Origin of the sequence: Rhodoferax ferrireducens T118, from assembly GCF_000013605.1 — a bacterium.
GTDB classification, from domain to species: Bacteria; Pseudomonadota; Gammaproteobacteria; order Burkholderiales; family Burkholderiaceae_C; genus Rhodoferax; species Rhodoferax ferrireducens.
The window spans coordinates 2,392,898-2,413,435 of sequence record NC_007908.1; the positions used below are offsets into that span (position 1 = coordinate 2,392,898).

Here is a 20,538-nt window from a genome sequence, read left to right on the forward strand (position 1 = left end):
TGAGCCTTCACAGGCTGTCATGATGCAGCGATGTTGAATCCAGCGGTGGAGGTAGGTGAATTCAAGCCAATACCAGGCGGTTTTCGCTTGCATGGCTGGCTTCTTGCGATCTGGTTTGCGGCGTCGTTCGGCGTGGTGTTCTTCGCACGCGACCTGCAGATAATCGTCGCTGGCTGGCCCTTGGGCTACTGGTTCGCGGCCCAGGGCAGCGTGTTTATTTTTATCGCCGTCGTGGCGGTGTTCGCCTGGGTTGCGAATCGGCGCGACAGAGAAATTACGACGGCCGATGCTGCATACACCGCCTACAAGCACCGGCTTCATTGGCGATTCTCCGCGTACGTTGTTTGCTTGCTGCTGTTCTTGCTGGCTCTGGCCCTCGCCGAGAGGTTGGGGCTGAAGAAGATGTGGGTTGGTTCCATTTTTTTGTTCGCCACAGTCGCCTTGTACGCAGTGATAGGGATCTACGGTCGTACTTCGGATGCCTCGGAGTATTACGTTGCCGGACGCAGCATCCCCGCTGTTTACAACGGCATGGCGGTTGCCGCCGACTGGATGAGTGCTGCCTCGTTTATCAGTATGGCGGGGGGGCTCTACCTGCAGGGGTTTTCAGGGACACCATCGCAGCCTGGAGGGCTGGTCTATGTGCTGGGCTGGACGGGGGGCTTCTGCCTGGTTGGGCTGCTTGTCGCGCCTTATCTGAGAAAGCTCGATCTGTACACAGTTCCGGACTATTTTGGCGTCCGTTTTGGGGGCCGTTGGCCACGGATGATTGCGGCTTTTGCGGCGGTTCTGTGTTCTTTTACCTATGTCGTGGCACAGATTTACGGCGTAGGATTGATAACGTCCCGTTTGACTGGTGTTCAGTTTGAAATTGGCATTTTGCTGGGGTTGGGCGGCGTTCTTGTGTGCTCGTTTTTAGGCGGCATGCGGGCTGTAACCTGGACGCAGGTGACTCAGTATGTTGTACTGATTCTGGCTTTTTTGATTCCTGTTTCATGGCTGGCCTACAAACAATTGGGCAATCCATTGGCGCCGTTTGTTTACGGGCAGCAACTGCAAAAAATTACGGAATTGGAACGGCAACTTATCGATTCGCCGGCCGAGCTGCAGGTGATCAATGAATACGCCCGGCGAGCGCGGGACTATGAGCGCAAGCTGCAACACGTGGAAGCATCGCTTGAGAGTGAACGAAACACGATAAGGGAAAAGATTCGTTTTCTGAACGAACATCGAGTGGATGAATCGATTGTCGTTGCCGCAAGACGTGAGCTTGCGGCGCTGCCAAAGGACACCGTCAGCGCGCGTGAGCGCTGGATGCATGCGATGCAAGATAACCTGGATCGAGCGCAGCCCTTGGGCGGCATGCCAGCACACGCCAAACCATTTGCTGGCGATCCGCAGGGGAGCGCTGATGAAAAGAAGGCGTTTGATGTTTCGCGGCGCAACTTTCTGGCATTGACGTTTTGTCTGATGGTGGGGACCGCTGGTTTGCCTCACTTGCTGACGCGCTTTTATACAACTCGCACGGTGGCCGAGGCACGTACATCCGTCGTCTGGTCGCTTTTTTTTATTGCGTTGCTGTATTTGTCTGCCCCCGCCTTGGCCGTGCTGGTGAAATTTGAGGTCATGAGCCAACTGGTCGGGCAGAACTTTGATTCATTGCCCGTGTGGATCGCACAGTGGGCGAAGGTAGACCCGACGCTGGTGTCTGTCAGCGATGTCAATGGAGACCACATTCTCCAGTTTTCAGAGCTCAAACTGGGAGCGGACATTGTGATGCTGGCCACGCCTGAGTTGGGCGGCTTGCCTTATGTTGTGTCCGGCCTTGTGGCTGCGGGTGGACTTGCTGCTGCACTCTCAACGGCGGATGGCTTGTTGTTGACGATTGGAAATGCGCTGGCACATGATCTTTTCTATCGAGGCGGGAGTAGCCAGTCGGAGGCGGTCAGACGGGTCATGTTGTCGAAGTTTGCGCTGTTGCTGGTCGCCCTGGTCGCTGCCTATGTGGCTGCGCAGCGGCCTGCAGATATCCTTTATCTTGTCTCGGCTTCTTTCTCTTTGGCTGGGGCCGCATTTGTACCGGTGATGGTGTTGGGAATATTCTGGCGCCGTACGACACGGTTGGCCGCCGTCGTCGGGATGATCACAGGTCTTGGACTAACGATCTACTACATGGCCGTGAATTCCGTAGCGCTTAGATCGGTATTGGGCTTGAGTGGCACGGGGTTATGGCTCGATATTCAGCCTGTTTCTGCCGGAGTATTTGGCGTTTTGGCGGGTTTTGTGGTCACTGTGCTGGTCAGTCTTCTGTCTCGATCAGAATCTTCGTCGCCCGGTTGATGTAACGTTACCGGTCGGTCTGACATTGGCATATAATGCGAGGCTTCGCCTTACCACACCTCAATTAGACGCTGAGGGTGGTTTTTTCTGCCCAATGTGGGCCATCCACAAGGAGTATCAATGCGTCATTACGAAATCATTCTCATGATCCATCCGGATCAGAGCGAGCAGGTTCCCGCCATGCTGGAACGTTACAAGGGCATGATCACTGCCGGTGGCGGCAAAGTGCACCGTGTTGAAGACTGGGGCCGTCGCCAGTTGGTCTACATGATCAACAAGCTTGCCAAAGCCCACTACCTTTGCGTCAACATCGAAGCTGACCAGGCTGTCATGGCAGAGTTGGAGCACGCGTTCAAGTTTAATGATGCTGTGCTGCGTCATCTGACTGTTTTGAAGAAAAAAGCCGATACCGGTCCTTCTTCGATGATGAAAACTGTCGAACGTGAAGATGCCCGCAAGACCCAGCAGGCCGAGTACCAGGCTTAAGGGCTTCTTTGCCTGCAAAGGGCGTGAACCACGTTGCCAACCAGCTTGTTTTGACTGCCTGTATCGCCGGAATTGATTCCCTGCGGTACACACCAGCCGGTTTGCCGGCGCTGAACATCAGACTTGAGCATGAGTCAGAGATTCAGGAAGCAGGGCAGATAAGACAAGTGAAGGTGACACTGAAAGCGGTGGCCTTTGGTGCAATGGCTGAGCGGCTTGCAAAACAAGCCATAGCCAGTGCCTGGAGATTCAACGGTTTTCTGGCGACACCTCGCAATGGCAAGCACGTCGTGTTTCACATTCAAGAATTTCAGCAAGATTAACGAATTCATAAATATTTAAGGAGTCCATCATGGCCGGACCAAAACGTTTCAATAACAAAGACAAGCGCCCCAAGCGCCCAGCACAGAACCTGCTGTTCAAGCGCAAGCGCTTTTGCCGCTTTACCGTGACTGGCGTTGAAGAGATCGATTACAAGGACATTGATACCTTGCGCGATTTCATTGCCGAAAACGGCAAGATCATTCCCGCTCGCCTGACTGGCACCCGTGCCATTTTTCAGCGTCAGCTCAACACCGCTATCAAGCGCGCACGTTTCCTTGCGATGCTGCCGTACAGCGACCAGCACAAGATTTAAGGAACACAATCATGCAAATTATTCTGCTCGACAAGGTTGTGAACCTTGGTAATCTCGGTGAGGTCGTGCGCGTTAAAGACGGTTATGCCCGCAACTTCCTGATTCCCTCTGGCCGCGCTCGTCGCGCCACGGCGTCGGCGAAGCAAGAGTTTGAAGCCAAGCGCGCTGAACTCGAAAAAGCTGCCGCAGCCAAATTGGCTGAATCGCAGACTGTTGGCGAAAAGCTTGCAGGTACCACCTGCAAGCTGACCCAAAAGGCCGGTGTTGATGGTCGTCTCTTTGGTTCTGTGACCAATGCCGATATCGCTGAAGAACTGACCAAGACGGGCTTCAAGGTAACCAAGGCGCAAATTCGCATGCCCAATGGCCCGATCAAGGTGGTTGGCGACAGTAAAGTCAGCGTCGCCTTGCATACCGACGTGCTGGTGGAAATCACAGTTTCGGTTTACGGCGAAACGGCTTAAGCCAACTGAGGCTCCACTTGGAGTCAAAAGCCCTCTAGCAATCGAGCAGAGGGCTTTTTTTTCGGTCAACGCTGTCTGCTGACCTCTTTTTGACGCGGCGCCGGTCGTCAAATCGGTAGAATGGTCAAGTTGACGCTGTCCCGGCCTGACGGACCTGTCTGGACGCGGACCAAGGGCTCACGGCGAACAAATGTCTTGCTGTAATGTGATGCCCGCATCACACATGCTGACGCAGACCATGTACCCGACAGTCCCCCTGGGAAAAGCGCACGACCTGGAATCAAGTATTCCCTAGAATTTAGGAACAAATAATGACCCAAAAAACTCCCTCACGAACAAAGCCAATCCACGCCCTTGCCCCCCAGCCCATCAGCGAAGAGGTTCTGATTGAGAAGTACAGCAAAGGGTCCGAAAAAACCATTGTTGACGTCAATCAGCGTGTTGCACATGCTTTGGCTCAGGTAGAGGCGCCAGAGCAGCAAAAGCAATGGGAAACCAAGTTTCTGCAGGCCCTGCAAAACGGATTCCTACCCGCCGGACGCATTCAATCCGCGGCTGGCACTGATCTGGCTGCCACCTTGATCAACTGTTTTGTGCAGCCCGTCGGCGACTCGATCGCCCATGTGGAAGACGGACATCCCGGCATTTACACCGCGCTGACCGAGGCGGCCGAGACCATGCGTCGTGGCGGTGGCGTGGGTTATGACTTCTCCCGCATCCGCCCGCGCGGCGCCTGGGTTGGCAGCACGCAAAGCAGTGCGTCAGGCCCCGTGAGCTACATGCGCGTGTTTGATCGGTCCTGCGAAACGGTCGAATCCGCTGGCGCCCGGCGTGGCGCACAAATGGGTGTTCTGCGCTGCGATCATCCTGATATTGAAGAGTTCATCCATGCCAAGGACACCGGTGACCTGAAGAATTTCAATATTTCAGTGGGTATCACCGATACCTTCATGCAGGCGGTGCAAAAAGACGCGGCATTTGCCCTTGTCCATCGTGCTGAACCAGGACCTGCGCAAAAAGAAGCGGGGGCGCATCATGTGACTGACAGTGGTATCTGGGTCTACCGGACCTTACAAGCGCGCGAATTATGGGATCAAATCATGCGCTCGACCTATGATCATGCCGAGCCCGGTGTCTTGTTCCTGGATCACATCAATCGCGACAACAACCTCTCTTATTGCGAGACTATTGCCAGCACCAATCCTTGCGCTGAGCAGCCCTTGCCTCCTTACGGTTGCTGTTGCCTGGGCTCGATTGATCTGACACGCTTCATCAAACAACCCTTTGAAAAGGCTGCCAGTTTTGACAAGGCGGCTTTTGTCGAAGTAGCGCGCGTAGCAACGCGCATGCTCGACAACGTACTTGACGTGACGGTCTGGCCCTTGCCACAGCAACAGGAAGAGGCGCGCAGCAAGCGCCGCATTGGCCTGGGTTATACCGGGCTCGGTGACGCTCTGGTGATGCTCAATTTGCGCTACGACACGCAAGCGGCACGCGACATGGCACGCGATATTTCCGAATTGATGCGCGACACCGCCTACGATGCCTCGGTCGATCTGGCGCAAGAACGCGGGGCCTTCCCCTTGTTCAATGCTGATCTTTACCTCACCGGCCAGAGGTTCGCATCGCGTTTGCCACCCGCCCTGAAGGAACGCGTTCGTACGCATGGTCTTCGCAACTCGCATTTACTCTCGATTGCGCCTACCGGCACCATCAGCCTGGCTTTTGCGGATAACGCCAGCAACGGCATCGAGCCCGCGTTCAGCTGGAGTTACACCCGCAAAAAGCGCATGGCTGACGGCAGCTTCAAAGAGTATGCTGTGGAAGATCACGCCTGGCGCCTTTATCGCCACCTTTATGGCAAGGACACCGCACTGACCCCGGCATTCGTTACCGCGCTGGAAATGAGTGCCCAGGCCCATGAAGCCATGGTGGCCGCAGTTGCGCCGTTTATTGATACCGCCATTTCCAAGACGGTCAATGTTCCGGTTAACTATCCCTATGCCGACTTTCAGAACCTGTATATGGAGGCCTGGCAGTCGGGCTTAAAGGGCTTGGCCACCTATCGACCCAACTCGGTGCTGGGGTCGGTGTTGAGCGTGACGCCTGCCTTGGGCTCATCCTCCGCCCCAGCCGCCGCAACAGCCTTGCAAATTGACAGCGCGAACCAGCGACTGGCGCTGGAGCGTCTGCCAGCCGCTGTGCTGTCGTCCTTGCGCTGGCCGAGTCGCCCCGAGCTGCCTGCGGGCAATCCGGCTTGGACGTTCATGGTGCATCACCCTTTTGGGGACTTTGCATTATTCGTTGGTGAGTTGGCCCCCGAAGAAGGCGGCGCGCCCAAACCCTTCGAGGTGTGGGTCAATGGCACAGAGCAGCCGCGTGGTTTGGGCGCACTCGCCAAAACGCTTTCCATGGATTTGCGCGCCAATGATCCGGCCTGGTTGCAGTTGAAGCTCGACGCATTGGCCACGGTCGCCGAGGAGCATTCGTTTGAGATGCCATTTCCGCCGCATGGCCAACTCCGTCTGTTCCCGGGTGTGGTGGCTGCCACGGCGGCGGTCATTCGCTGGCGCTGTGATCAACTCACGGCCTTGGGCGGCAACGACACCAAAGTGCCAACGCCCGTGCTGGATGCCATGTTCAGCCGGGGCGAACCGCAGACTGGTCCCTCGGGCACGCTGGCATGGTCGGTGGATGTCGACAATCCCGCGACTGGCGAGGCATTCACTGTCACACTCAAAGAGGTGAATTTGCCCGGTCCTGACGGTGCCATTGTGACCCGACCTTGCTCCGTCGGCTTTTCAGGTAATTACCCAAGAGCACTCGATGGATTGGCCCGACTGCTCTCGCTGGACATGCGAGTGATCGATCCGGCGTGGATCGGCATGAAGCTGCGCAAGCTGCTCAACTATGCTGAACCGTTGGGCCACTTCATGGCATTTGTGCCGGGCTTGCCGCGTGGGGAGCGCCGCCAGCAGACCTGGCCTTCAACGGTTGCGTATGTCGCGAGACTGATTATTCACCGCTATGCCATGCTTGGGGTGCTTGACGAGGAAGGTTTCCCCTTGCGTGACATGGGCGTGCTTGATGCCCCAAAAAATCAGGGAGCACCAAGTACCATGGCCGGCAAAATCTGCCCGGAATGCGGAAATCCAACCGTCATTCACAAAGATGGATGTGATTTCTGTACCGCCTGTGGCTACGTTGGACAGTGCGGTTAAGAATTGGTTTGGAGGCGCCCGGTTGAGCCTCTGGCGCCTTCAGTCCCGCACGACGAGCACAGGGAGTTTGGTGTGCGACAGTACGGCCTGCGTGACGCTGCCGAGCACCAGTTTTTCCAGTCCGCTGCGCCCATGTGATCCCATAACGATCAAATCGGCCTGCATTGACTCAGCGGCCTGCACCACGCCACGCCAGGCAGAGTGAGATTCAATCACGGAAGCTTCCACGCTGACGCCTGCGTCCATGAACGCAGCTTTGGCGGCCTTCACGGCCGCATTGGCCTCGGCGGTCGCAGCACTCAGATACTCAGCCTGACCATAAGCAAAATCGGTTCCAACCCCGGTGAACGGGTAGGGATCAATCACGAAAATCGTGGAAACCCGGCTGTCAAAGGCCTTGGCCAGCTGGATTGCCTTTTCAACCGCCAGCTGTGCTGTCGGTGAACCATCCACTGGAACGAGTATGTGCTTGAACATGATGAAAACTCCTTATTAATATCAACGATACCAAGTGTCCGATCGACTCATCTTAAAAAACATGACCGATATCAAATAGTTGACGTTTCCTGTGCGATCCAGCCGGCAAATGCAATTTATTAAGGCTATCACGATAACCGTTCACCAAGGTCACCAGCAGATATTTTTTGCGGAAACCGACAAGGTATCATGGCAATGTCCGGGCGGGCTGCTTGGAAGGTAGACTGCTCGCCCCTCAAATTAACTTAAGCTAGCGTCAACGATTCCTGTGCGTCTTAATTCAATCAAGTTATCCGGGTTCAAGTCCTTCGCCGAGCCGACCAATTTCATGCTGCCGGGTCAACTGGTGGGCGTGGTGGGTCCCAATGGCTGCGGCAAATCCAACATCATGGATGCGGTGCGCTGGGTGCTGGGCGAGTCCAAGGCGTCGGAATTGCGTGGCGAGTCGATGCAGGACGTCATTTTCAATGGCACCAACACCCGCAAACCATCCAGCCGCGCCAGCGTGGAACTGGTGTTTGACAATGCCGACCACCGCGCCGGCGGCCAGTGGAACCAGTTTGGCGAGATTGCCGTCAAGCGGGTGCTCACGCGCGACGGCACCAGCAGCTACTTCATCAACAACCTGCCGGTGCGCCGCCGTGACGTGCAGGACGTCTTCCTGGGCACCGGGCTGGGGCCGCGTGCCTACGCCATCATTGGCCAGGGCACCATCAGCCGCATCATCGAGTCCAAACCCGAAGAACTGCGCCTGTTTCTGGAGGAGGCGGCCGGTGTCTCCAAATACAAGGAACGGCGCCGCGAGACTGAAAACCGTCTGTCGGATACGCGTGAAAACCTGACGCGGGTGGAAGACATCCTGCGCGAGCTCAACGCCAATCTGGAGAAGCTGGAAAAGCAGGCCGAAGTGGCCAAGAAGTACAACGCGCTCACGGCCGACGTCACACTCAAACAGCATCAACTCTGGTTTCTCAAACGCACCGAGTCCGAGGCCGATCAGGCCAAGGTCAAGGCGGACGCACAAGGCGCAGTCAATGCGCTGGAGAGCCGGGTGGCGGATTTGCGCCACATCGAGGCCGAGCTGGAGACCGTGCGCCAGGCCCACTATGCGGCCGGCGACCAGGTCAACCAGGCGCAGGGCCTGTTGTACGAGGCCAGTACCGAGGTCGGCCGGCTGGAAGCCGAGATCCGTTTTGTGGTGGAAGGCCGCCACCGGGTCGAGCAGCGCCTGATCACCCTCAAGGAGCAAACCGCCCAATGGGCCACCCGCAAGGATGACGCGCAGGCAGAAATAGAAAACCTGCTGGAACTGGCCATGGTCGGGGAAGAAAAAACAGAGCTGCTGGCCGCCCAGGTGGAAGACCAGGCCCAGCAATTGCCCGATCTGGAAGAGGCTTTGCGGCTGGCGCAAAAAGGCGCCAACGAGCAGCGTGCCAGTGTGGGCCAGGTGCAGCAGCAAATTCAGGTGCTGGCCGCAGACCAGCGCGGCATTGAGGAGCAAGCGCGCCAGTTCACCACGCGCCGCGAACGCCTGAGCGCGGATCGCAATGCCTTGGCCGCGCCCGATGAAGCGCGGCTGCTGAACCTGCAAAGCCAGCTCGATCAGGCCCAGGAGACCGCCAGCATTGCCGAGGCCCGCCTGCACGAGTTGCAGGAGACCGTGCCGCAACTGGACGACGACCGGCGCCAGCAGCAACAGGCCGTCAACACTGAATCAGCCCGGCAGGCTGATTTGTCGGCCCGCATGGAAGCGCTCAAGGCCTTGCAGGAGAGGGTCAAGACCGACGGCAAGCTGCAGCCCTGGCTGGCCAAACATGGGCTGGACAGCTTGCAGGGTTTGTGGAGCCGCATTCACATCGAGCAGGGTTGGGAAAATGCCCTGGAAGGGGCCTTGCGCGAGCGCCTGGGTGCGCTGGAGGTGTCGCGCCTGGAGCTGGTGCGCGCCTTTGGCAATGACGCCCCGCCCGCCAAGTTGGCGTTTTACAGCCCACCGCTGGCCGCATCGCCCGAAAAGGCCGCCGTATTGCCGCGCCTGTCCGATTTGCTGCGCATCAACGATGCCGGTCAAAGAGCCGTATTGACGGACTGGCTGCAAGGCTGCTTCACCGCCCCCAGTTTTGAAGACGCCCTGGCTAGCCGCGACAAGCTGCAGCCGGGCGAGACGATTTTTGTGAAGACCGGCCATGCCGTGGGCGCCTACAGCGTGAGTTTTTACGCGCCCGACTCGGAGCAGGCCGGCTTGCTGGCCCGCGCCCAGGAAATTGAAAACCTGGAGAAGCAGCTCCGGGCACAGGCCATGATCAGCGACGAGTCGCGCTCAGCACTGGTACGCGCCGAGGCGGCCTACGCCGATGCGTCGCAGCGTTTGGTGGCCGTGCGTCGTGAAGCGGCCGAGAGCCAAAGCCGGGCGCATGAATTGCAGGTGGAGACCCTGCGCTTGACGCAGTTGGCCGACCAGGCCCGGGTGCGCAGCGCACAAATTGCCGCTGACCTGGCCGAAGTCGATGCGCAGCTGGCCGACTTGCAGGAGCGCCGCGTGATCGCCGAGAGCCGGTTTGAAGAGCTGGACATGCAACTGGCCGACACCCAGGAACGCCACGCCCAATTGGATGAGCGCGTGATGGGGGCCGAGCGCAAGTTGAGCGAGTGCCGCGAGCAGCAGCGCAGTCTGGAGCGTCAGTCGCAGGAAGCGATATTTTCCATGCGCAGTCTGGATGCCCGCAAGGCCGAGCTGTCGCGTGCTATCGAAACTGCAGCGCAACAGGCAGAATCCGTAAGGGCTGAAGCCGAAAGAGCCCATGAGGAATTGGCGCGCCTGAACGATGCCGCGGCCCAGGGTGGTTTACAGAATGCCTTGGCGATCAAGCTGGAGCGCGAGCAGTCGCTGGGGGCCAAGCGCAGCGAGTACGACGACCTGACCGCCAAACTGCGCGCCAGCGACGAACGGCGCCTGCAGCTGGAGCGCGAGCTCGACCCCTTGCGCCAGCGCATCACCGAATTTCAGCTCAAGGAGCAGGCCGCGCGCCTGGGCTATGAGCAGTACACCCAGTTGCTCACCGACGCCCAGGCCGATCTGGAGGCGGTGGCCAAATCCCTGGCGGACGGCAATGTGCGTCTGGGCGGCATGCAAGGCGAGATTGACCGCATCAACCGCGACATCGCCGCCTTGGGGGCAGTCAATCTGGCTGCACTCGATGAACTGGCCGCGGCCAGTGAGCGCAAGAATTTTCTGGATGCGCAAAATGCCGACCTCGTTGAGGCCATGACCACGCTGGAGGACGCCATCAAGAAGATTGACGCTGAAACCCGCGAGTTGTTGTCGGGCACGTTCAACGCCGTCAACGAGCACTTTGGCAGGATGTTCCCCGAGCTGTTCGGCGGTGGCAACGCCCGGCTGGTGATCACCGGCGAAGAAATTCTGGACTCGGGTGTGCAGGTGATTGCCCAGCCGCCAGGCAAGAAAAATCAGACCATTCATTTGCTCTCTGGCGGTGAAAAAGCGCTGACCGCCATTGCGCTGGTGTTTGCGATTTTCCAGCTGAATCCGGCGCCGTTCTGTCTGCTCGACGAGGTCGATGCGCCGCTGGACGATGCCAACACCGAGCGCTATGCCAAACTGGTGTCCAGCATGAGTAAAGAGACCCAGTTTCTGTTCATTAGCCACAACAAGATCGCCATGGAAATGGCCAAGCAGCTGATTGGTGTCACGATGCAGGAACAAGGTGTGTCGCGCATCGTGGCGGTGGATATGGATGCAGCCATCTCGATGGCGGAGCTTGCCTGATGGTCATGAGTAATTTGCAAATTGGTTTGGCCATTCTGGGCGGCTTGGTGCTGGCGGCCATGGCCGCACACGCGGCTTGGTCGGCGCGCAAGAACCAGCCGCGCCAGGCTGCACCCAGCGACCCCGGCGATGGACCCGCCATTGAATCCCAGGTCGGCGTGGGCATTGAACCCGGGTTGGATGCAGCCGCGTTTGATGTGGCGAGTTTTCCATTGCCGTTAGTGGAAAAACGCGCGTCCATGGACGCCTTGATCGATGTCATCGCGCCGATTGCGCTGGAGGGCTTGATCTCGGGCGATGCCGCGTTGGCTGCCATGCCACCAACGCGACGGGCTGGCAGCAAGCCGTTTTCCATCGAAGGGTTTAATGAAACTGGACAGCGTTGGGAGACGCCGCTGGCTGGCCAGCGCTATTCTCTGTTTCAGGCCGGTGTACAGCTGGCCAACCGATCGGGCGCACTCAACGAGATTGAATACTCCGAGTTTGTGATGAAAACCCAGGCTTTCTGTGACGCCATCAATGGTTCGCCTGATTTTCCCGAGATGCGCGAAGAGGTGGCCCGGGCGCGCGAACTGGACCAGTTTGCCAGCGACCACGATGCCCAGTTGGGCTTTGTGTTGCGCGCTCGCCATGCGGCTTGGAGCCCAGGCTATGTGCAGCAAAATGCGGCGCGCCTGGGTTTTGTGGCGGGCGTCATTCCTGGGCGAATGGTCGTGCCCGCCAGCGTTGCCGGTATGCCGCCGGTGCTGGGCCTGAGTTTTGACACCCAGGCGGCGCTCGCGGACGACCCGGCCCAATCAGCAATTCGCGATGTGGCGATCAGCCTGGACGTGGCGCAGGTTGACCGCAGCGAGCGCGCCTTTGAGCGCATGCGCGAGACCGCCCTGGCGCTGGCAGACAGCATGGACGGCGTGGTAACCGATGACAACGGTCAACCTCTCGCGCCTGAGGCCATGGACACGATTGGCGCCGAACTTGAACAGTTGTACGACACGCTGGATCAGCGTGATCTGTCCGCCGGGTCGGCGCTGGCGCGACGCCTTTTTTCCTGAATGCTGGTTTCCTGGTCACTCACCTGATGGCAACGAACGATTTGTTCCCACCCGAGCCGCCGCTGCCTGATCCTGCCCATGTGGCGCAGCTCAGGCGCGCGCTGCATGAACACGCTCATCACTATTACGTGGAGGACGCGCCGACCATTCCGGATGCCGAGTACGACCGCATGTTTCAGGAGTTGCAGGCGATCGAGGCACAACATCCGGAGCTGATCACGCCAGACTCTCCCACCCAGCGCGTCGGTGGGCGAGCTTTGGAACAGTTTGCCAGCGTGCGCCACGCCGTGCCCATGCTGAGCATTCGCACTGAAACCGACACCGAGGCCAGTGGCGCGCGCAATTTTGACACTCGCGTGCGGCGGGAACTCGGCTTGGACGAGGCTGCCCCCGCCGTGGCGTACGTGGCCGAACCCAAGTTTGACGGTCTGGCCATGAACTTGCGTTATGAATCTGGGATCCTGGTGCAGGCGGCTACGCGCGGCGACGGTGAAGTGGGGGAGGACGTGACCCAAAATGTCCGCACCATCGGTCAAATTCCCCTGCGGCTGCCGGCTGACGCGCCGTCGATCCTGGAGGTACGCGGCGAGGTGTACATGCGCCGCGATGACTTTGAGAAGCTGAACGAACAGCAGCGAGCGCGCGGCCAAAAGACCTTCGTCAACCCGCGCAACGCCGCCGCCGGTGCGGTGCGCCAGCTGGACCCGGCTATTGCCGCCCAGCGCCCCTTGAGCTTCTTTGCCTATGGTTTGGGTGAGGTCACACCAGAGCAGGCGGGTGGCCCCGCGTTTGGAACACATTATGAGCTGTTGCAAGCCCTGAAAACCTGGGGTTTTCCGGTGTCAGCCCTCGTGGGTCTTGCACAAGGCGCTACTGAATTAGTAGCGTATTACGAATCGATAGCTCGCCAGCGTGACGCACTGCCGTTTGACATTGACGGCGTGGTCTACAAGGTCAACAGCCTGGCGCTGCAGCGCCGCATGGGCTTTGTGACGCGCGAACCGCGCTGGGCGGTGGCGCACAAGTTCCCGGCCCAGGAGCAGTTCACCACCGTGCTGGACATCGATGTGCAGGTGGGGCGCACCGGCAAGCTCACGCCGGTGGCCAAGCTGGCGCCGGTGTTTGTGGGCGGTGTCACGGTCACCAACGCCACCCTGCACAACGAAGACGAGGCGCGACGCAAGGATGTGCGCGTGGGCGACACGGTCATCGTGCGTCGTGCCGGCGACGTGATTCCCGAAGTGGTTTCGGTGTTGCTGGACAAGCGTCAGCCCGGCGCAACAGAGTTCACCATGCCGCGGCAGTGTCCGGTGTGCGGCAGCGCTGCCGTGCGCGAAGAAGGTGAAGTTGACTACCGCTGTACCGGCGGGCTGTTCTGCAGCGCCCAACGCAAGCAGGCGATCCTGCATTTTGCCCAGCGCCGGGCGGTCGAGGTGGAGGGGCTGGGCGAAAAACTGGTTGATCAGCTGGTTGATGGCCACGTTATTCGCATCCTGCCGGACCTGTACCGGCTGGGCCTGACCGCGCTGGCCAGTCTGGACCGCATGGCCGACAAATCGGCGCAGAACATCCTGCAAGCCTTGGAAAAATCGAAGCAGACCACGCTGCCGCGCTTTCTGTTCGGATTGGGCATTCGGCATGTGGGCGAGGCCACCGCCAAGGAACTGGCGCGGCACTTTGGCAGCCTGGACGCCGTGATGGACGCTTCTTTGGAACAACTGCTGCAGGTCAACGACATTGGCCCCATCGTGGCGCAAAGCTTGCGCACATTTTTCGACCAGCCGCATAACCGTGAGGTGGTGGAGCAACTGCGCGCCTGTGGTGTGACCTGGCAAGAGGGCCCTCCGGCGCCGGTCACTCCGACGCCACTCTCAGGCAAAACCTTCGTCATCACCGGCACCCTGCCCAGCATGAGCCGCGATGAGGCCAAAGACCTGATTGAGGCCGCCGGCGGCAAGGTGGCGGGTTCGGTCAGCAAGAAAACCACTTTTGTGGTGGCGGGCACTGAGGCGGGCAGCAAGCTCACCAAGGCGCAGGAACTGGGCGTTGCCGTGTTGGATGAAGCTGGTTTGAAGGAGTTGCTTGATGGCCATTCGTGAAATTCTCAAAATGGGCGATCCACGCTTGTTGCGCATCGCACCACCCGTGACCCTGTTCGATACGGACGAATTGCATCTGCTGATCTCGGACATGCTCGACACCATGCTGGCGGCCGATGGCGCCGGGCTGGCGGCGCCGCAAATCGGGGTCGACCTGCAACTGGTGATTTTTGGCTCCAACGCCCGCAATCCGCGTTATCCGCAGGCGCCGGTGGTGCCTCAAACCGTCTTGCTCAACCCTGTGATTACACCGTTGCCGCCATCAGAAAACGACGCAACGCCGCTGCAGGTTGAAGACTGGGAAGGCTGCCTCTCCGTGCCGGGCCTGCGTGCCATGGTGCCGCGTTTTGCCCGTATTCGCTATACCGGGTTCGACCAGTACGGCGACCCGATCAACCGCACGGTGGAGGGTTTTCATGCCCGGGTGGTGCAGCACGAGTGTGACCACTTGATCGGCAAGCTGTACCCGATGCGGGTGCGCGACTTCAGCCGCTTTGGTTTTACCGACGTTCTTTTTCCGGGGCTGGATGCCGGGCAGGACGACTGAGCTGCAGCGCCCGCCGCGTGCCGGGCCCGCTTATTCAGAGCGAGTCGGCACCGATTCGAGTTTGAAGCGACGCGCCTGCAGCTCGCGGTAGCGTTGCAGTGCGCCCGGATCCGCTTTGGCCGCCTGGATGGCTTCGGTTTCCTGCACTTTGAGCTTTTCAACCAACATGCGGTTAAGCAGGTCACGCAGTTCCTTACTGGATTCATCCGTCTCCAGCGGGCCGGCCAGCTCGTAGCCGGTCATGAGCCGAACGGCGAGTTCTTCCTCCTGGCGCCCGCGCAGTCCTTCACGCAGCGCCACCCAGGCTTGCGGGCCGTGTTCATGCAGTTGGTTTTCCAGCCACACAAAAAGCGGTCCGTGCGGTTCCGGCAAGTCACACAGCAGCGTGTGGTCTTCGGCTGACAGGACTTCAAGCGCGGCCATGTCACCCAGCAAGAGGCGGGCGGCGTAGTCGGCCCGGCTGGTGGGCCGAACGCGGCCACCTGGACGCGGACGTGGTGGCGGTTTTATAGATGATTTCTGGCTGTAGCCCCCGTATTCATTGGGTGATGCGCTATGTTTTTCATAGGTTTTTGATTTTGCATTGCCTTTGCCTGCGGCTGATGGGTTCCACACTTCGGTCAATTCACGACTCGACAACTGCACCAGGTCGGCAATTTCGCTCAGCAACTGCAGCTTCAGGGCACCATCGGGCAGCAGCAGCCACAGCGGTTTGGCATTGCTGGCGAAGTGGGCGCGGCCTTCAGCCGTGTTCAGGTCGCAGCCTTCGCGCGCCGCGTCAATCAAAAAGCGGCTCAAGGGGACGGCTTCGCTCACATAGCGGGCGAAGGCTTCCTTGCCAAATTCCCGGATGAAGCTGTCGGGGTCGTGTTCAGGCGGCAAGAACAGGAACTTGACGCTGCGCACATCGGTGGCAAAGGGCAGGGCGCCATCGAGTGCCTTGCGCGCGGCACGTCGGCCGGCCGCGTCGCCATCGAAACTGAACACCACGGCATCGGTGAAGCGAAACAGCTTGTGCAGATGTTCTGCCGTGCAGGCGGTGCCCAGCGTGGCCACGGCATTGGAGAAACCGAGTTGGGCCAGCGCCACCACATCCATGTAACCTTCGGTCACCAGCGCGTAGCCCTGCTCGTGCAGCGCGTTGCGGGCTTCAAACAGGCCGTACAGTTCACGTCCCTTGCTGAAAACAGGGGTTTCCGGTGAGTTGAGGTATTTGGGTTTGTCGTCGCCCAGCACCCGGCCACCAAAACCAATACATTCGCCCTTGACGTTGCGGATCGGGAACATGACCCGGTCGCGAAAACGGTCGTAGCGCTTTTCTTCACCCGAATTCTCGTCAACATTCAGGATCACCAGACCGCTTTCGACCAGCAGTGGATCGTCATAGCTGGGGAAAACGCTGGCCAGACTGCGCCAGCCCTCGGGCGCGTAACCCAAACCAAACTGTTTGGCAATTTCACCTGAGACGCCGCGACCCTTGAGGTAGTCCACGGCGCGCGGGGACTCTTTCAGCTGCTTTCTGTAGGCATCGTTTGCTCTTTCGAGCACGTCGGTCAAGGTAGTCTGCTTTTGCCGCTGCTCAAGCGCGCGCGCCCGGTCCTGCGGGCTGGCGTCGTCCTCAGGCACTTGCAGACCATATTGCTGGGCCAGGTCTTGCACCGCCTCCACAAAGGTCATGCCCGCGTGCTCCATCAAGAAACTGATGGCATCGCCGTTTTTGCCACAGCCAAAGCAGTGATAAAACTGCTTGCTCGGGCTGACCGAGAAGGAGGGCGACTTTTCCCCGTGAAACGGGCACAGGCCCATGAAGTTGGCGCCGCCCTTTTTAAGCTGCACATAACGGCCCACGATCTCCACCACGTCGGCGCGTGCGAGCAACTCCTGAATAAAGGTCTGGGGAATGGACATGCAGCGATTGTAGAAACACGGGGATCGACCGGCTGGTTTTAGCGGTCGACCACCCCGCGTTCAGGGGCCGGGGTCCGGCTACCTGATAGGGGCGCCCGTGCTGGGCGCAGGAAATCTAGCGCGGTGCCAGGCGAATGGCGCCGTCAAGCCGGATGACTTCACCGTTGAGCATGTCATTCTCGAAAATGTGCTGCGCCAGCTTGGCGTAGTCCAGCGGTGTGCCCAGCCGCGAGGGAAAGGGCACGCTGGCGGCCAGCGAGTCCTGCACTTCCTGAGGCATGCCGAACATCATGGGGGTGCCAAAAATACCGGGTGCGATGGTCATGTTGCGAATGCCGTTGCGCGCCAGGTCGCGCGCGATCGGCAGCGTCATGCCGACAATGCCCCCTTTGGACGCGCTGTAGGCGGCCTGGCCGATCTGGCCGTCATAGGCGGCCACCGATGCGGTGGAAATCAGCACGCCGCGCTCGCCGGTGGCTTCGGGTTCGTTCTTGCACATGGCATCCGCCGCCAGGCGAATCATGTTGAAACTGCCGATCAAATTGACGGTAATGCACTTGGTGAAAACAGCCAGGTTGTGCGCGCCATTCTTGTTCACGGTCTTCTCGGCCGGGGCAATGCCCGCGCAGTTGACCAGGCCCATGAGTTTGCCCATGGAAACAGCCTTGGCGACCACGGCCTGACCATCGGCTTCCTGGGCGACATCGCATTTGACGAAAGCACCGCCAATGTCCTTGGCAATGGCTTCGCCTTTTTCAACCTGCATATCGGCGATGACCACTTTGCCGCCCTTGGCCGCCAGCATGCGGGCGGTGCCCTCACCCAAACCTGACGCGCCACCGGTGACGATGAAAACCTTACCTGCGATGTCCATGTGAATCTCCTTGCAATTGACGTTAACGTAAACGTCAATTATGACGCATCGACGCCAGCGTCAATTTCTTCGGGCGTCGTCAATCGATCGGACGCTTGCCGCAAGCCTTCAGCAGCTGGTCTTGATCAGTGCCGCGGCCTGTTTCACCAGCTTGGGGCCGTGGTAAATCAGGCCGGTATAGATTTGCACCAGATCGGCGCCAGCCCTGATTTTGCTCACCGCGTCATCGGCGCTCATCACGCCGCCGACGCCAATGATGGGAAAGCCCGGGCCCAAAGCGGCGCGCAGCTGTCCGATCACGCGGTTGCTCATGGCCAGTACCGGTGCACCCGACAAGCCGCCGGTTTCATCAGCGTGCGCCAGGCCTTTCACGGCGTCCCGGCTGAGTGTGGTGTTGGTCGCGATCACGCCGTCCATGCCATGGCGCCTCAAGCTGGCTGCAATCACGTCCACTTGCGACGCATCCAGGTCGGGTGCAATCTTGACAAAGATAGGGGTCTGCTTGCCATGTTGCGCGACCAACGCTTGGCGCCGGTGCGCGATCGCGCCGAGCAAACTGTCGAGCGCTTCATCGCTTTGCAGTGAACGCAGGTTCCTGGTGTTGGGGCTTGAAATATTGACGGCGACGTAGTCCGCATACGGGTAGACACCGTCCAGGCAGGTCAGATAGTCCTCGGTGGCACGCTCAATCGGTGTGGCTGCGTTCTTGCCGATATTCAGGCCCAGCAACAAGGGCAGCGGCTTTCTTGCCAGGTTCGGGTTTTGTCGCTGGCGATAAAAGGTTGAATTCTTGACGTTGGCCATGAAGCTGGCCAAGCCCTCGTTGTTAAACCCGAACCGGTTGATCAGCGCCTGCGCCTGGGGCAGGCGAAACAGGCGCGGTCTGGGGTTGCCCGGCTGGGCCAGTGGCGTGACGGTGCCGACCTCGACAAAACCAAAACCCATGGCGCCCAGACCGTCAATGCAGCGGGCGTTTTTGTCCAGCCCGGCGGCCAGCCCAACGCGGTTCGGAAAAGTCAGGCCGGCCAGCGTGATCGGGTCATTCACCCGGCTGGTGCCATAGGCCAGTTGCAATGCAGTCCCTTGGGTCAGCGCCAGCGCACGCACGGTCAACTCATGGGCCGTCTCCGGGTCCAGGCTAAATAAAAAAGGGCGGGCGAGGGCGTAAGGGATGAGAGCCATTGGATAATTCCTGCATCGTATTTTTTAACTGACCTGATTTTCCCCGATGACAAACCCTATTTCCCAAGCTGCGGGCGCGCTTTCGCAAGATGAACTCAAAACCCTGGTCGGCCAGGCCGCGCTGCAGTACGTGGCGCCGGGCGAAATCGTTGGCGTTGGCACCGGTTCTACCGTGAACAAATTCATCGACGCCCTGGCCAGCATAAGACATTTGATCAAGGGTGCGGTCTCCAGTTCGGAAGCCAGTACCCTGCGCTTGAAGGCCTTGGGCATTCCTGTCTTTGATGCCAATGAGGTGGCCGAGTTATCGGTTTATATCGATGGTGCCGATGAGATCGACGGCCACGGCAACATGATCAAGGGCGGTGGGGCAGCGCTCACGCGCGAGAAGATTGTGGCGGCGCTCGCCAACCAATTCGTCTGCATCGCCGATGAGTCCAAGCTGGTTCAGACCCTGGGCCGGTATCCCTTGCCGGTCGAAATCATTCCCATGGCGGCGCAGCGGATCACACAGCAGTTTGCTGCGCTGGGGGGCCGGGCGCAGGTGCGTCTCAAAGGCGATCAGCCGCTGGTGACGGATAACGGTCAGATTCTCCTTGACGTGACCGGATTACAGATAAGCGACCCGCTGGCCTTCGAGACGCTGGTCAGTCAGTGGCCGGGTGTGGTGACAGTGGGTGTTTTTGCCTATCAAAAGGCCCAGGTGTGCCTCTTGGGCACGGCCCGAGGGGTCAAGACTTTGACTTTCTGATACTTGGCGGGACAGATCGTTAGCCCTGTCCTCAACTGATCAAGACTTAAAACTTGATACCTGCCGGATTGGAGGGGCTGTCCACCGGCGCCTGGCCTGGCGCTGGCGATTGGGGCTGATTCTGATTCTCTTCAGCTTTGGCAGTGGGAACCGGTTTTTGGACCACAACCAAGGGTGTTGTGGCCGGATTGCGGTAGGCGCTGGGCAGCACGGATGCCTTGGGATAACCTGCTGCATTCAGAAATTGTGTCCACTCCGAATCAGAGAAGCCCTTGATTTGCTGGCCGCCAATGGTCAGAAAGGGCAGCGAGTTCTCACCACTGATGCGTTGCAGCGCATCGCTATCTTCGGCCGTATTGACGGTTTTCTCGGTGAATGGAATGCCGCGACTGCTGAGCAGCGCGCGACCCGATCCACAGGGGGCGCAATTGCTGGAGGTGTAGAGCGTGACCGGGTATTTGCTGACCACTTGCCGCAACTCAAACGGCAGCGCGGGCCCGCCGGCACTCATCGCCTTGCCGCCCGCCTCGGTAGTGCTCACGTTGGCCGCAGCGACCGGGGGTTTGTCAGAAAACGTCACTTTGCCATCCGCCCCCACCACGCGATAAATCGTCTGGGCCTGCGCCAGGCCCACGGCCAGCAGCAGCGCCGCACCAATGGCGGCAGTGGCGCCCCATGTTTTTGGGTTGACTTGATGGATGCTATTTTTCATGTTG

Annotated in this window: 16 protein-coding genes; 11 read left to right on the forward strand and 5 right to left on the reverse strand. The window is 59.4% G+C overall.

The annotated features are described in order from the left end of the window. The first annotated feature begins 30 nt into the window (after positions 1-30). The 6 genes from RFER_RS11080 to RFER_RS11105 all read left to right on the forward strand — a co-directional run bounded on the left by RFER_RS11080 (position 31) and on the right by RFER_RS11105 (position 7,148). A complete protein-coding gene (locus tag RFER_RS11080) occupies positions 31-2,340 on the forward strand; it encodes a VC_2705 family sodium/solute symporter (RefSeq protein ID WP_011464484.1) in 2,310 nt (769 codons plus the stop codon). Positions 2,341-2,460: 120 nt separating this feature from the next. Further along, complete coding sequence (rpsF, locus tag RFER_RS11085) at positions 2,461-2,826, forward strand: 30S ribosomal protein S6 (RefSeq protein ID WP_011464485.1); 366 nt, start codon at positions 2,461-2,463, stop codon at positions 2,824-2,826. A gap of 23 nt (positions 2,827-2,849) precedes the next feature. Continuing rightward, positions 2,850-3,149, forward strand: a complete 300-nt coding sequence (priB, locus tag RFER_RS11090; protein WP_011464486.1) for a primosomal replication protein N — start codon at positions 2,850-2,852, stop codon at positions 3,147-3,149. 29 nt (positions 3,150-3,178) lie between these two features. Next, complete coding sequence (gene rpsR / locus RFER_RS11095; RefSeq protein WP_011464487.1) at positions 3,179-3,463, forward strand: 30S ribosomal protein S18; 285 nt, start codon at positions 3,179-3,181, stop codon at positions 3,461-3,463. An 11-nt stretch (positions 3,464-3,474) separates the two neighbouring features. Then, positions 3,475-3,927 carry a 50S ribosomal protein L9 gene (gene rplI, locus RFER_RS11100; RefSeq protein ID WP_011464488.1) on the forward strand — a complete coding sequence of 151 codons (453 nt, stop codon included), beginning with the start codon at positions 3,475-3,477 and terminating at the stop codon, positions 3,925-3,927. A gap of 311 nt (positions 3,928-4,238) precedes the next feature. Beyond that, complete coding sequence (locus tag RFER_RS11105; protein ID WP_011464489.1) at positions 4,239-7,148, forward strand: adenosylcobalamin-dependent ribonucleoside-diphosphate reductase; 2,910 nt, start codon at positions 4,239-4,241, stop codon at positions 7,146-7,148. 39 nt (positions 7,149-7,187) lie between these two features. Here RFER_RS11105 and RFER_RS11110 read toward each other — a convergent pair whose 3' ends face one another. After that, positions 7,188-7,625, reverse strand: a complete 438-nt coding sequence (locus RFER_RS11110) for a universal stress protein (RefSeq protein WP_011464490.1) — start codon at positions 7,623-7,625, stop codon at positions 7,188-7,190. Positions 7,626-7,893: 268 nt separating this feature from the next. Here RFER_RS11110 and smc point away from each other — a divergent pair, with 268 nt between their 5' ends. Genes smc through def form a run of 4 tightly spaced genes read left to right on the forward strand, consistent with a single transcriptional unit; the run spans position 7,894 to position 15,107 of the window. Beyond that, on the forward strand, positions 7,894-11,409 hold the full coding sequence (gene smc, locus RFER_RS11115) for a chromosome segregation protein SMC (protein WP_011464491.1): 3,516 nt from the start codon (positions 7,894-7,896) through the stop codon (positions 11,407-11,409). A gap of 5 nt (positions 11,410-11,414) precedes the next feature. After that, positions 11,415-12,461: a cell division protein ZipA C-terminal FtsZ-binding domain-containing protein gene (locus tag RFER_RS11120; RefSeq protein ID WP_041792010.1), complete on the forward strand. Its 1,047-nt coding sequence runs from the start codon at positions 11,415-11,417 to the stop codon at positions 12,459-12,461. 26 nt (positions 12,462-12,487) lie between these two features. Beyond that, a complete protein-coding gene (ligA, locus tag RFER_RS11125) occupies positions 12,488-14,560 on the forward strand; it encodes an NAD-dependent DNA ligase LigA (RefSeq protein ID WP_011464493.1) in 2,073 nt (690 codons plus the stop codon). Further along, positions 14,547-15,107, forward strand: coding sequence for a peptide deformylase (gene def / locus RFER_RS11130; protein ID WP_011464494.1), 561 nt, complete (start codon positions 14,547-14,549; stop codon positions 15,105-15,107). The genes ligA and def overlap by 14 nt, the downstream gene beginning before the upstream one ends. Positions 15,108-15,137: 30 nt before the next feature. Here def and dnaG read toward each other — a convergent pair whose 3' ends face one another. The 3 genes from dnaG to RFER_RS11145 form a co-directional block, all read right to left on the reverse strand. Next, a complete protein-coding gene (gene dnaG / locus RFER_RS11135; RefSeq protein WP_011464495.1) occupies positions 15,138-17,015 on the reverse strand; it encodes a DNA primase in 1,878 nt (625 codons plus the stop codon). Between the two features lie 115 nt (positions 17,016-17,130). Then, the gene (locus tag RFER_RS11140) at positions 17,131-17,889 is read right to left on the reverse strand and encodes a 3-hydroxyacyl-CoA dehydrogenase (protein ID WP_011464496.1); all 759 of its coding nucleotides are present in this window, start codon (positions 17,887-17,889) and stop codon (positions 17,131-17,133) included. Positions 17,890-17,997: 108 nt separating this feature from the next. Beyond that, positions 17,998-19,071 carry a quinone-dependent dihydroorotate dehydrogenase gene (locus RFER_RS11145; protein WP_011464497.1) on the reverse strand — a complete coding sequence of 358 codons (1,074 nt, stop codon included), beginning with the start codon at positions 19,069-19,071 and terminating at the stop codon, positions 17,998-18,000. A 46-nt stretch (positions 19,072-19,117) separates the two neighbouring features. On the opposite strand from RFER_RS11145, the gene rpiA reads away from it, so the two are divergent. Continuing rightward, entirely contained in the window at positions 19,118-19,822 is a 705-nt protein-coding gene (gene rpiA, locus RFER_RS11150) for a ribose-5-phosphate isomerase RpiA (protein ID WP_011464498.1), read from the forward strand. A gap of 46 nt (positions 19,823-19,868) precedes the next feature. On the opposite strand, the gene RFER_RS11155 is transcribed toward rpiA, so the two are convergent. Then, a complete protein-coding gene (locus RFER_RS11155) occupies positions 19,869-20,534 on the reverse strand; it encodes a DUF4124 domain-containing protein (protein ID WP_011464499.1) in 666 nt (221 codons plus the stop codon). Positions 20,535-20,538 lie beyond the last annotated feature (4 nt).

Coding starts and splice junctions, on each gene's coding strand:
- RFER_RS11080 (WP_011464484.1), top strand. CDS start 31: ATGTTGAATCCAGCGGTGGAGGTAGGTGAATTCAAGCCAATACCAGGC.
- rpsF (WP_011464485.1), top strand. CDS start 2,461: ATGCGTCATTACGAAATCATTCTCATGATCCATCCGGATCAGAGCGAG.
- rpsR (WP_011464487.1), top strand. CDS start 3,179: ATGGCCGGACCAAAACGTTTCAATAACAAAGACAAGCGCCCCAAGCGC.
- rplI (WP_011464488.1), top strand. CDS start 3,475: ATGCAAATTATTCTGCTCGACAAGGTTGTGAACCTTGGTAATCTCGGT.
- RFER_RS11105 (WP_011464489.1), top strand. CDS start 4,239: ATGACCCAAAAAACTCCCTCACGAACAAAGCCAATCCACGCCCTTGCC.
- RFER_RS11110 (WP_011464490.1), bottom strand. CDS start 7,625: ATGTTCAAGCACATACTCGTTCCAGTGGATGGTTCACCGACAGCACAG.
- RFER_RS11120 (WP_041792010.1), top strand. CDS start 11,415: ATGAGTAATTTGCAAATTGGTTTGGCCATTCTGGGCGGCTTGGTGCTG.
- ligA (WP_011464493.1), top strand. CDS start 12,488: ATGGCAACGAACGATTTGTTCCCACCCGAGCCGCCGCTGCCTGATCCT.
- def (WP_011464494.1), top strand. CDS start 14,547: ATGGCCATTCGTGAAATTCTCAAAATGGGCGATCCACGCTTGTTGCGC.
- dnaG (WP_011464495.1), bottom strand. CDS start 17,015: ATGTCCATTCCCCAGACCTTTATTCAGGAGTTGCTCGCACGCGCCGAC.
- RFER_RS11140 (WP_011464496.1), bottom strand. CDS start 17,889: ATGGACATCGCAGGTAAGGTTTTCATCGTCACCGGTGGCGCGTCAGGT.
- RFER_RS11145 (WP_011464497.1), bottom strand. CDS start 19,071: ATGGCTCTCATCCCTTACGCCCTCGCCCGCCCTTTTTTATTTAGCCTG.
- rpiA (WP_011464498.1), top strand. CDS start 19,118: ATGACAAACCCTATTTCCCAAGCTGCGGGCGCGCTTTCGCAAGATGAA.
- RFER_RS11155 (WP_011464499.1), bottom strand. CDS start 20,534: ATGAAAAATAGCATCCATCAAGTCAACCCAAAAACATGGGGCGCCACT.